Genomic DNA, 11,991 nt, shown 5'->3' on the forward strand with positions numbered 1-11,991 from the left:
AAATCTTATTGCTAGCGCTACATCTCGCCGCCAAAATAAATCAGCCACTGGCTAAGCTATTTTGCCAGTTGTATCTATAATTTACTAATGTGATTTCCATTGACTTTTTAAAGATATTCGTGAATGCTTTGCATTTGCCGTGACGCCAATACTGAGCGCAGTCCAAAAATCGACTTTTTAGGAGATTCACAAACACCTTTAAAATTCATCAATATATAAAGCTGTGAGTAAATGCAAAAACCTTGTGGAAAAGTAATAATGAGAGCTTACGGTTTTTTAAAAAACCGTAAGCTCTCACAATGATTACCATACAAGTAATAGGGTAAGAAAGTTCAACCAAAGTTTCAATTTAGTTGTCAATTTCTTGGCTTCTATGCGAATGATTCCAAATTCGGAAATACGCATTCTGATCTAGGTTTGCAAATACCGTTACTTCGGCAATTTCTTCTGTTCCAAATATGTCAGGAAAAAAACTTAAATCACCAGTTGCTAGCATAACTACATCAACAGTTCCTGAATCACCAGCAGTAAGAAGCTGATCATTCAATGGCAGTGTCACAGAATTTCCTGCCTGAGGTCTTGCATGATCTCCGGCTGAGATTCGGACCTGTAAATCACTAAATCTAATGTTCGGACGTCTACTGTGTAAACTGGAACTTTCAGCAATGTTTGTAATTGTTACTCTCATCGTAAATTCTTCTCCTACGTTAATGTCGTTTCCTTGTTTACGTATGATAGAATGTGAGATTCGGAGAAGACTACTAAAATCTCTCCATGTACTAATTGCGCTCATAATAAATAATTTATAAGTTTTACTCCTACTCTGTTATGGCTTTTCGGATTCCGCCGTTAATTTTCTATTATCATTATAATCATCAAGGGAGGTTCTTTCGTATCTGTCGTAATTAGAGCCAATAATGAAAAGTTTTCAGCAAATTGAAAAAATGTAAATACCTGAATATCAAAGCATATATTTTCTCCTTAAGCGTAAATTATTTCCAATGTTTACAGAGGAGACAGAACCATTTTTATTCCCTATACCATTAAAATAACACCAATTATAAAAATAGATTTATACTTCAGCACTTTATGGTTTCAACCACATCAGCTATTAGTTTGGATGCTCCCATATCACCATAAATGAGTTCAGAAACGAAATCGATTTAATTTGTTGCCATAGTATTTAGTTTATAAAAAAAAGTTTTATTTTCTAAAGGAGGGATACCAGTTCAGATATATCATTTTAAAACAAGAGGAATTTAACCTTTGTAAAATGAAGAATAAGTGTTCAATCTAAATTCAGGGAGGAAGTGTAACTATAGTTCAAAGCTGTTAATCACAAAAAAACTATAGAACCAGACAAGGTTATATTCAAATCTTAGCTTTAAAGTAGTCAAAAACATAGTTTGCTATTTATCGTATTGTATAATTTGTAGGAAATACTGTATGTATTGTAGGTTAAATTCTTACGAACATGTTCTAGCGTTTAGTCAGTTTTCCCATTAAATCATCTATAGGTCAGTTTTAAGAACAAATATTTTTTTTTAAATGATTTGAAGAATTTGGTAAATTACCATTCCATTCACATTTACAAATTACTTGTCTATTGTTTTATTTTTGTATTTGTGAATCTTGATTAAGATTTGGCTACCGCCTAATCTCCTTCGTCGATTTATTCATAGCTAGTTATTCTAAAGTAAGGAATTCATGCACCTAACGAAAAAGTCAGGTGTCACTCCCCTCCTACTGCCTTTCAGTTAATAAGTGGTTTGGCATTAACCACTTTTGATGTGCCGGCCAAAAGAATACTGTCACCCGTTACACTAGGACACCCAAAATTCAAAAAAGCCGTAACTTACCCCTTTAACATTAAGAAAAATGACTAAGTATAAACATATTTTCGAGCCGCTGGATTTAGGATTCACAACCCTTAAAAACCGAATTATTATGGGTTCCATGCATACCGGATTGGAAGAGGAAAAAAATGGCTTTGAAAAAATAGCAACCTATTATGCGGAACGTGCCAAGGGTGGGGTTGGTTTAATTGTTTCTGGTGGCATTGCACCTAACGTTCAAGGCTGGACAGGGCCCTTTTCGGCACGGATGAGCACAAAAAAACACGCAAAACATCATAAAGTAATTACAGATGCAGTGCACAAAGAAGGCGGTAAAATATGTATGCAGATTTTACATGCAGGACGTTACGGGTATCATCCTTTTGTGGTTGCTCCCTCTGCCATAAAATCACCTATTAGTCCCTTTAAACCTTTTAAACTAAGGCCATCTGGCATTAAACGTACCCTTCGCGACTTTGTAAACGCGGCCAAACTATCAAAATTAGCAGGTTATGATGGTGTCGAAATTATGGGTTCGGAAGGGTATCTGATCAATCAATTTATTACGGAAAGAACAAATAAGCGTACCGATAATTATGGTGGAAGCTATGAAAATAGAATGCGTTTGCCCATAGAACTAGTAAGGCAAACCCGCGAAGCCGTTGGAAAGGAATTTATCATCATCTATCGTTTATCCATGTTGGATCTGGTAGAAAAAGGAAGCAGTTGGCAAGAAGTAGTAGCCCTGGGCAAAGAAATTGAAAAAGCGGGTGCCACTATTATAAATACAGGCATTGGTTGGCATGAAGCACGCATACCCACCATTGCAACATCGGTACCAAGGGCAGCATTTACCTGGGTAACCAAAAAAATGAAAGAAGAACTTTCCATTCCGCTGGTTACTTCCAACAGAATAAATATGCCAGAAACGGCTGAAAAGGTATTGGCAGAAGGCCATGCGGACCTGATCTCCATGGCACGGCCGTTTTTAGCGGATTCAGAATGGGTAAATAAGGCCGAAGCCAATAAATCGGACGAAATAAATACCTGCATTGGCTGTAATCAAGCGTGTTTAGACCACGTATTTAAACGAAAAGTAGCCAGTTGCCTAGTAAACCCAAGGGCATGTCATGAAACGGAACTAAACTATCTTCCGACGGAAAAAAAGAAAAAAATTGCTGTGGTAGGTGCCGGTCCTGCAGGTTTGGCGGCGGCAACCGTAACAGCACAACGGGGACATGAGGTTACCCTTTTTGATTCCGACAAAGAAATTGGGGGACAATTCAACATGGCGAAGCATATTCCTGGGAAAGAAGAATTTTATGAAACCATTCGGTATTTTAATACCCAATTGGCATTGCATCATGTAACTGTAAAATTAAATACGCGGGTAGATGCGGAGGCTTTAAAAAACGGCAATTTTGACGAGGTAATAATAGCTACAGGAATTAAACCAAGAACTCCAAAAATTGACGGTATAGATCATCCCAAAGTTTTAAACTACATTGATGTTTTGAAGTTAAAAAAACCTGTTGGCAAACGTGTTGCCGTTATTGGTGGTGGTGGAATTGGTTTTGATGTGTCAGAATATTTAGCACACGAAGGAGAAAGCACCGCATTAAACATTGACGCTTGGTTAAAAGAATGGGGAATAGATAAAACAATGAAGGCCAGGAGTGGAACCGAAGGTGTAACGGCAGAAGTTCCTCCATCACCAAGAGAAATTTTTATGTTCAAGCGCAGTAAGGGTAAATTTGGTGGTAACTTGGGCAAAACTACGGGTTGGATCCATCGTGCTACCCTGAAAAAGAAAAATGTACAGTTTATCAACCAGGTGCAGTACACAAAAATAGATGATGATGGCTTGCATTATGTTCAAAATGAAGTAGAAAAAGTGCTGTCGGTGGATAACGTTATCATTTGTGCAGGTCAAGTACCCTTTGCAGCATTGGTAGCCCCTTTGGAAGCAAATGGTATAAAAGTGCACATAGTTGGAGGTGCGGATGTGGCGGCCGAATTGGATGCCAAACGCGCCATAAATCAGGCCAGTAGATTGGCCGCTACCATTTAATGATGAAAAATATACATTCAATTACAAAACTAAGGCATGATCATACCTAAACTACATTATATATCTCAGGGAAATTCACCAAAGGAGCATTTGGAAAACATACAAAAAGCGTGTACTTCTGGGATAGAATTAGTGCAATTGGACTTAAATGATGTTTCAGATAAAAAAAAGCTCAAATTGGCCCAAGAGGCTAGAGAAATCACGGCTCATTTTCAAACCAGATTAATTATTAACAACCATTATAAAATAGCAAAAGAAGTTAAGGCAGATGGGGCCTATTTAGAACAAAAAGATGCCGACCCTACCCTAGCTAGAAAGCAGTTGTATACTTGGCAAATGATTGGTGGTAACGCAAATACCCTGCAAGATTGCGAAAGATTAATTGCGAAAGAAGTGGATTATATTTGTTTAGGTCCCTTTAGGTCGGTAACCACCAAAAACGCATTAAGTCCGGTTTTAGGCTTAAACGGGTATACGGCGATTATAGAAATCTTAAAATCCGATACCCCAATTCTTGGTTTTGGAGGCATTACCATAGCAGATGTTGCCCCTATATTGGAGACGGGCATTACTGGACTTGCCGTCTCGGGAGAAATTACCCGAAATTTTGATAGTATAAGAACCTTCAACCAATTACTTAATGCCTCCTCAACGGAAGAGAAACGTTATACCTTTGAATAAAGCAAGAACCATCTTTTATACATGGTTGATTAAGTTAAAGTCAGGAATACATGCACCTCACTAATAGCTTGGTGAATCTCCCCTAGTACCGTAGACTCATCTAATACGCGTTTCTTTACACCCATAAATTTAAAGGATTGGGAATCTTTAGAATATTGAGCAAGCTAGGGTGGTGGTCGAAAAAATATGGAGAAAGCCCTAATACCCTACCGCGCCAACTTGCACAAAAAAAGGGAAGCCCACTGGGCTTCCCTTTTTTGGTAGCGTAATATAACCTTACTCAGCCTGCGGTGCACTTATGGCATCAACATATCTACCTGCCCAATAAGGCAACAAATAGATATAGGGGGCATATTCCCGGTTGCCATCACTTCCGCCATTGTTTCGGTACGCTCCATTGTGCAAATGGAGTGTCCTCTCGTCACCTGGCAACACCTCGCTATAGGTTTGGTCTCTAAAATTAGGTTCAATTTTCGTCAGGTCTTTACGGTGCTCATTATCAATTTTCCAATCGATAAGATCCATGGGGAACTCGCGCAACCACCAGGCCGATTCTTCACTATCTATATTTTGCCCTCCAGAAAGTGCAAAAAGATAATTCCATAACGGATTCTTTTCAGAGCGTTCTACTTCCCAATGACTTTTTACCGAATTAAAATGCGCTTCTTTTTGTTCCTCCGAAAAGGAATAATTGACAAAAGTGGGAATGGTCAAAAAATACATTTCATCATCGGAATGATTCCAAGTATTACTTAAATCCTCTCCTTCTACAAAGCCTATGACCGAGGCCGGTCTATTGGCATTCTCATCATATCCATATTTTTTTATCAACTTTTCAGCTCCCTTTTTATATTTTTTGTCTTTTGTAAAATGATAGGCTGTTTGCAAGAAGGACAAAATAAGTGTCGAATTCAGTCGGCGATCCCCTACATTGATAGGGAATCCATTCACATAATCAGGATTCCATTTTCCCCAGGCGGTAGGCTTGCCGTTCCAATCCACCAAGTGCCAATCGTTATCCATAATATGGTCCATCTCTATTTTTATTTGGTGTATCGCCCTATCTCTCCAAGCCTTATCGGGTGCCAATTCAGCAAAAAGTGCATACACGAAAAAATGGCCGCAGGATTCATCGCTGCTAGTGGTGGACTTCCATCTCCAAATTTCATCATCTGATAACTGCCAGATTCTTCCGTTTTCTTTTACATATTTCTCTCTCCACTCTTCAGAAAATCCGTTGGCATGTAGCCCCACTTCATAGCCATCTCTTTCAAAAGACCTTGCGGGAAACCCTTTTAAATCGGGAAGTGCCGTTAACCTCTCCATGGCCTCAAAAGCTTCGTAGGCATTTTCCTTGGCATCTTCCGACTTGGTAACGGCATAACGAAATAACTCACCTGCCAAATACATGGATGTCCAAAGTCCGTCATTATCGGTATCATGAAAGAAGCCCGTAGAAATATCTCCTGGTGTTTTCATAGCCAAATCAGAAGTAAAACCGTACCGTATATGTCGTAACCGCTGAATTTCTTGAAAATAGTCCGCTTTTTGTGCTAGTGTCATAGGCACAAAGTCAATTCTGCTCATCCCCTTTTGCGTTAGGACCAGAACACTGCCGTCAGGACCTTCTGACATGTCTATCACCTGATCGTCTACCAGCCATCGTTTTGAAGCGTAATAGTCATATTTGCCATCTTCACGTAGTTTAAAGGCACCTTTGGTTGACCCGAACCATAAGCTACCGCGAATATTTTCTACACTTGTAATTTCTGTCCATGGTAATTTTTGGTCCAATTTAATTAAGGCAAATGTTTTACGGTCCAAAACCTGTATCCCGTTGTTAGTTCCCAAAACAATGGTGTCTTCATAGAAACTGAATGCGGTTAAATTATTGGCGTCAAATACCTTCTTTACCGTTTTTAAACGACTATCCACTTGGTACAGTCCTGCTGCAGTCAAAAGCAAAAATTGACCAGAATTTGGGTCATACTGTACAGATATCGGATTAAGGCTATTGATGGAGGATCTCCATACTTCTTGGTTGTTCTTAAAAATAGCAAAATCGCTTTCTCCTGCTATCATGGTCAAAAAATCAGGGCCTATGCCTATAGCCTTAGGAGCTTTTATGTTATGGTTGATGTATAACTTGCCTGCCCAGGCATTGCTCAAAACCGCCTTGTCTGTCAAATAAACAAATTGACCTTGATACTCGGTCAATGCAACAATGTTCATGTCGATCACAGGTCTATATTGTACATCTTCTCGCATTCTTTTTTCATGTGGGAGCAGTAGCCCTTGGTTGGACAGCACTTTAATGGCCTTATTTCGATCACTGGCTATTTGAAGCAAATCTACATTCCCCTCACTCTCTTCCAGAGAGAACTTATCAGCGCTATCTTGCAAAAAAGGCTGATCGGCAGCCGTTTGTGCCTTGGTTACGAACCCCACTAGTAAACAAAACCCTAAGAATAAATTTTTCATATGTAGCTATTTATTGTTTTAAAACTGATATACTTCGACTACGCTCAGTACAGGTATGTTATTCACATATCGTCATTGGTATTGCTACCAATTTTCGGTCATGCTCATTTCATAATTTTTATCAATTGTACAATCGATAAAAATAAATGGTTGTAAGCTAAGTGGTATCACTATTCTTGATGAATACTTATAGTATTTTACCCTAGGTAAATTTTAATATTTAAAAAAATGAACTACCTCGAGGCAGAGCCATCGAGGTATCAAAATAAACGTAATTGATTCTTATGTATCACGCTATATTGAGATTTTCCCTGGTTTTGGAGGTATTTCTTAATTACCTCTTCATTCGCATACTGACCAACCGTATTCACATAATACCCACTTGTCCAAAATTTACCTCCCCAAAGCAATCTTTTCACTTCGGGGTGGAGCCTGAAAATTTCCTTTGCCGTAATGCTCTTGACTGCTCCGATTATCTTTTTAGGAGCGCTCGTCGGAACGCTCTGAATCAGAAAATGAACGTGGTCGACATCAAGGCCGATTTCCAAAAAATGAATCTCGTAACGTTCCTCTATTCCAAGACAAATTTCCTTGAACGTTATAGTAACTTCATCACTAAGCACCTTTCTCCTATATTTGATAGGACAAACAAAATGATACAAAAGCAAGCTTTTATTATGGCTTTTATGAATATGTTCGCTCATACCCACAAAAATACATATCATTACGCTACACCCGAGGCAGAGCCTCGGGGAATTCTATAGATTAAAATATACTTACTCGAACGCTCACCACAGAGTACAACAGTAGCTATAAGCAATGCGGCGTTTAGTATTCAATTCTAGGGTTTGTGTATATTTATTAGGTCCGCAAAATATTTAAGATTTTGCTCTGAAAACAAAAAAATAAAACAAAACCCGCCCCCGCCCGAATCGGTACGGGCGGGCGTACCGAACAGGCACCTGCCCGACTTTGTCATTCAAGCGGGCTTTCGGGCGGGTTGCCAGTTCTAGCACACTTACGAAAATCCTCCAACACCCAAAAACATGGCAGGCGAAAACTGGCCAACGTAACAACCCGCCCGCTGCTAGCGCAGACGTCGTACCTCCGCACTACGCTAAGCTTAACTGTTGTGCGTCATTTTAAAAAGTATTTCCAGCTATTTTGAACCAGATCAAAAGTACTTTCCAATAACCATTCAAAAAAATTAAACAAATTATTTGTGTAACTTCAAAGTTACTTATATATTTACGTAACCTTAAAGTTACACAATAATGGAAACAGAAATTAAGCACAAATGGTTTTATAACCAAACAGCAGAGGAAATTTGGGAATATCTCACAAAGGCCGAGTTAATAGAAAAATGGCTTATGCCGAATGATTTTGAGCCAAAAGTAGGACACGAATTTAAGTTTACGACAAATCCAATACCAAGTTTAAATCTTGATGGCAATTTTTATTGCAAAGTTTTGGAAATTGTTCCTCTAAAAAAACTTCTTTATAGTTGGAATGGTGGAACAAGTAAAAACAATCTAAGCCTAGAAACGATTGTTGAATGGACTTTAGAGCCTAAAGAAAATGGAACTGAATTAAGACTTATTCACAGTGGATTTAAAAATGAAAACCAAGCTATACGTACCGCAATGTTTGACGGTTGGGACAAAAACATCCAAAAAATGGTTAACCATTTAAAAAAATAGAAAAATGGCAACACCAACCCTTGATGCCTTCCAAGTAATTGCCGACCCAAGTCGTAGGCAGATATTGGGAATGCTCACAAAAGACACTTATAACATTAATTCCTTGGCAGAAAATTTTGATATGAGCAGACCTGCGGTTTCAAAACATATCAAAATATTACAAATGGCAGGTTTTATTTCAATTCAAGAAATAGGTAGAGAAAGACATTGTGTTTTAAAACAAGAAGGTTTTAACGAACTCAAAAGTTGGATAAACCATTTTGATAAATTTTGGGCGTCAAAACTCAAAAATTTAGAAATTGAATTAAACAAAAAACAGAAATAATGGACAATCAAGATTTCACAACAAATATAATAGTTGACAAAACACCTGAAAAAGCATTTAACGCTATCAAAAACTTTAGAGCTTGGTGGTCAGAGGACATAGCAGGCAAAACGGACAAACTTAATGAGGAATTTTTATACCATTACAAAGACGTTCATTTGTGCAAAATAAAACTCATTGAAATGAAGTTAAATGAGAAATTGGTTTATCTAATTATGGATAATCAATTCAGTTTCACAAAAGATAAAACCGAGTGGATAAACACCAAATTGATTTTTGATATTTCGGAAAAAGAGGAGAAAACGAAAGTTAAATTTACACATCAAGGACTTGTGCCAGAATACGAATGTTATGAGATATGCGAAGATGCTTGGAGTACCTATATTAAGAAAAGTCTATATGATTTAATTATTACAGGAAAAGGTGAACCAAATCCAAAAGAGAAAGAGGGTTTCAATGCGGAAATAGTGGAAAAATGGAAGCTAAAATAAATAACGAGCTCACAAAACCGTTTAAACAAAACCTGTTTTGGACATAATTTTAAGGTTCGCATACTTTTATGAGGTCCGCAAAACCTTTTGGATCTTATAAGATACGGTAAACAATATACCCCAAAGAGGGTGTCCGGCTATATATTTTGGGCGTTCCCTCCTCCGTCGGGCGAGCCCTCGGCTATATCCCTTGCTTTGCTTCGGGGATGCCGCCGCGGTCCCTAACGCAGACAGGCCTGCCTGCCGTAGGCGGGACTAACCTAAAACATTTCGTTCCAAAACAACGGTAAGGTGATACTGCAATCTCCCGATTTATAGGCATTTTTATTGCCCTGCAAAAGCAAACATCAATCCTTTCAAAAGATGCCATACAACTGATATTTTCGTACTTCATCGATTTAGCAAATACCAGAACCAATAATTGTTACCTTAGAAGGTTAGTAACAAACTCTTGGTTGTAGTACTCCCCCCGCTGCCCAACACAGAAAATTTTATTGGATTAATAGGAATTATAGGACACGGGAATGTATTTAGGTACGGACTGGTGGGCTTGTAGTTTGTTAAATAGGTGTCTAGTTAATACCTATATCCAATAGTTAGGTATAATATACGAACCGCAAGAACCAACAGAATGAAAGTTACTTTTAAGGTAGACGAAACTAAAGATAAAATAATTAAAGTTCTCTGTAGTTCTTGCAAAAATAGTACAAAGCATAAAACACTGTCATCTATTAACGAAAAAGGAACTGAACCTTGGGACTCTACACACGACTTTCATTGGATTACGGATTTTGAAATTATTCAATGTTTAGGTTGTGAAACTGTTTCATTTAGGTCACATCATATCAATTCAGAACACGATGACCACGAAGGACGTTCAATACCTACAATTAGAATTTATCCTCAAAGAAGTAAAGATACTTTGACTTTAAAAAATTATATGAATGTTCCTTTTAATCTACAAAGGATTTATAGAGAAACAATAGAAAGTTACAACTATGGAAATCTAACTTTATGTGGTGCTGGAGTAAGAGCATTAGTCGAAGGTTTGTGTCAAGAAAATGGAATTACAGGCGGAAACGTCGAATTCACGAAAGCAGACGGAACAAAGGACAGTAGAAGAAAAACAAATCTACAGGGGAAAATAAACGGATTGCACGAAAATGGAAAACTGACTTCACAAAGTGCCGAAATTTTACACGAACATAGGTTTTTAGGTAATGAAGCAGTTCACGAATTATCAGCACCATCTAAAGAAGGTTTAGGTTTAGCAATTGAGATTGTAGAAAACGTTTTTGATACACTCTATGAAATCCCGAATAAAGGACTACAACTAAAAAGTAAACGATTGAAAAAATAAAATACTATGCCTAATAACTAAGTCTTCGTGTGGTCGGTACGGCCAAACATGAAGACCGTGTTGACTGAACCGGGTCCGGGGTGCCCTTTCTATGGGGATTGCTATGGTTTAATGGAGTTTTCCAGATGGATATCGAAGTCCTGTCGGGTCCCTAAAGTTATCAAAAATCATTTTCCCTTGTCCGCCCGGGTTCCTTTTTGATCTTCTTGTATCGTTTTTCCTGTCCAGACCGATCTTTTTTGCCCGTTACCTGGATTTTGGCCATGGGCCTCCCCTTACGCTTCTTGTAGCGTTGTCCCTGGGGCACTTTTTTTCAAACGTTCCGACCATGCTTTGGGCGGGCCACGGCTGTCGAAGACCGCTACGGTCACCATAATCCCGATCTGGCAGTAAGGACATCGGCGATGTTTCAAGGGAGGCCGTCCATTGGGCACAGGACCGCCCAGGACCTGTTGCAGTAAAGGAACCAGTGCCTTCTTCCTGGAACTGCTCAGGATTCCATAATGGCGTATACGCACGAACCCTTTGGGCAGGATGTGCAGGGCGAACCTGCGGACGAACTCGGCATCCGTTAAACGGAGTAAGGATTTCCTTCCCCCGTGACGGTAATCCTTTACAGAAAAAGTAACGCCCTGACCGTCCAAATTCTTTATCCGATGGTTACCGATGGCAATCTTGTGGGTATATCGGCCAAGATATTCTACCACTTGTGCCGGCCCTAAAAACGGACGCTTGCAATAGACCACCCACTCATTTTTGAACAGGCTTTCACAAAATCCGCAGGGCAGTTCCTTTTTCAGACTTTTTCGCAGCCCTGCCACGAACCGGGCTCTAAATACATTGCTCATTGCCTTTACGGGAAAAAGATATTTTCCTTTGTTCCCTGCGGATTTCCATTTGCCCGATCTTGAGATCCCTGGATTGTCTACCTTTGATGGCACTAATTTATAGAGTCCGTAATAAGTATATTTGAATTATGGCAAAACAGTATGATAATGAATTCAAGGTTATGATAGTAGATCTATTAAAATCTGGATTAATGGTAAA

9 protein-coding genes and 1 pseudogene are annotated in these 11,991 nt (G+C 38.8%); 6 read left to right on the forward strand and 4 right to left on the reverse strand.

Annotated elements, in window-relative coordinates; all coding sequences use genetic code 11:
- Positions 1-349: 349 nt before the first annotated feature.
- A complete protein-coding gene (locus tag CWD90_RS06415) occupies positions 350-793 on the reverse strand; it encodes a hypothetical protein (protein WP_103475105.1) in 444 nt (147 codons plus the stop codon).
- Between the two features lie 1,085 nt (positions 794-1,878).
- Between CWD90_RS06415 and CWD90_RS06420 the strand changes: the two genes are divergently transcribed.
- Both CWD90_RS06420 and CWD90_RS06425 read left to right on the forward strand, forming a co-directional pair.
- Positions 1,879-3,906, forward strand: coding sequence for an NADPH-dependent 2,4-dienoyl-CoA reductase (locus CWD90_RS06420; protein ID WP_103475106.1), 2,028 nt, complete (start codon positions 1,879-1,881; stop codon positions 3,904-3,906).
- Between the two features lie 36 nt (positions 3,907-3,942).
- Positions 3,943-4,587 carry a thiamine phosphate synthase gene (locus CWD90_RS06425; protein ID WP_103475107.1) on the forward strand — a complete coding sequence of 215 codons (645 nt, stop codon included), beginning with the start codon at positions 3,943-3,945 and terminating at the stop codon, positions 4,585-4,587.
- 276 nt (positions 4,588-4,863) lie between these two features.
- Here CWD90_RS06425 and CWD90_RS06430 read toward each other — a convergent pair whose 3' ends face one another.
- Both CWD90_RS06430 and tnpA read right to left on the reverse strand, forming a co-directional pair.
- Positions 4,864-7,068, reverse strand: coding sequence for a hypothetical protein (locus CWD90_RS06430; RefSeq protein ID WP_103475108.1), 2,205 nt, complete (start codon positions 7,066-7,068; stop codon positions 4,864-4,866).
- Between the two features lie 260 nt (positions 7,069-7,328).
- The gene (gene tnpA / locus CWD90_RS06435) at positions 7,329-7,772 is read right to left on the reverse strand and encodes an IS200/IS605 family transposase (RefSeq protein WP_103475109.1); all 444 of its coding nucleotides are present in this window, start codon (positions 7,770-7,772) and stop codon (positions 7,329-7,331) included.
- Between the two features lie 570 nt (positions 7,773-8,342).
- Between tnpA and CWD90_RS06440 the strand changes: the two genes are divergently transcribed.
- The 4 genes from CWD90_RS06440 to CWD90_RS06455 all read left to right on the forward strand — a co-directional run bounded on the left by CWD90_RS06440 (position 8,343) and on the right by CWD90_RS06455 (position 10,944).
- On the forward strand, positions 8,343-8,768 hold the full coding sequence (locus CWD90_RS06440) for an SRPBCC family protein (protein WP_103475110.1): 426 nt from the start codon (positions 8,343-8,345) through the stop codon (positions 8,766-8,768).
- A gap of 4 nt (positions 8,769-8,772) precedes the next feature.
- A complete protein-coding gene (locus tag CWD90_RS06445; RefSeq protein WP_103475111.1) occupies positions 8,773-9,093 on the forward strand; it encodes an ArsR/SmtB family transcription factor in 321 nt (106 codons plus the stop codon).
- Positions 9,093-9,584: an SRPBCC family protein gene (locus CWD90_RS06450; RefSeq protein ID WP_103475112.1), complete on the forward strand. Its 492-nt coding sequence runs from the start codon at positions 9,093-9,095 to the stop codon at positions 9,582-9,584. The genes CWD90_RS06445 and CWD90_RS06450 overlap by 1 nt, the downstream gene beginning before the upstream one ends.
- A 631-nt stretch (positions 9,585-10,215) precedes the next feature.
- Positions 10,216-10,944: a DUF4145 domain-containing protein gene (locus CWD90_RS06455; RefSeq protein WP_103475113.1), complete on the forward strand. Its 729-nt coding sequence runs from the start codon at positions 10,216-10,218 to the stop codon at positions 10,942-10,944.
- 275 nt (positions 10,945-11,219) lie between these two features.
- On the opposite strand, the pseudogene CWD90_RS06460 reads toward CWD90_RS06455, so the two are convergent.
- A pseudogene (locus tag CWD90_RS06460) lies at positions 11,220-11,873 on the reverse strand (IS91 family transposase); the annotation flags it as partial.
- Positions 11,874-11,991 lie beyond the last annotated feature (118 nt).

The organism is Arenibacter catalasegens, from assembly GCF_002909235.1.
Lineage (GTDB): Bacteria > Bacteroidota > Bacteroidia > Flavobacteriales > Flavobacteriaceae > Arenibacter > Arenibacter catalasegens.

Coding starts and splice junctions, on each gene's coding strand:
- CWD90_RS06440 (WP_103475110.1), top strand. CDS start 8,343: ATGGAAACAGAAATTAAGCACAAATGGTTTTATAACCAAACAGCAGAG.
- CWD90_RS06450 (WP_103475112.1), top strand. CDS start 9,093: ATGGACAATCAAGATTTCACAACAAATATAATAGTTGACAAAACACCT.
- CWD90_RS06430 (WP_103475108.1), bottom strand. CDS start 7,068: ATGAAAAATTTATTCTTAGGGTTTTGTTTACTAGTGGGGTTCGTAACC.
- CWD90_RS06415 (WP_103475105.1), bottom strand. CDS start 793: ATGAGCGCAATTAGTACATGGAGAGATTTTAGTAGTCTTCTCCGAATC.
- CWD90_RS06445 (WP_103475111.1), top strand. CDS start 8,773: ATGGCAACACCAACCCTTGATGCCTTCCAAGTAATTGCCGACCCAAGT.
- CWD90_RS06455 (WP_103475113.1), top strand. CDS start 10,216: ATGAAAGTTACTTTTAAGGTAGACGAAACTAAAGATAAAATAATTAAA.
- CWD90_RS06425 (WP_103475107.1), top strand. CDS start 3,943: ATGATCATACCTAAACTACATTATATATCTCAGGGAAATTCACCAAAG.
- tnpA (WP_103475109.1), bottom strand. CDS start 7,772: ATGAGCGAACATATTCATAAAAGCCATAATAAAAGCTTGCTTTTGTAT.
- CWD90_RS06420 (WP_103475106.1), top strand. CDS start 1,879: ATGACTAAGTATAAACATATTTTCGAGCCGCTGGATTTAGGATTCACA.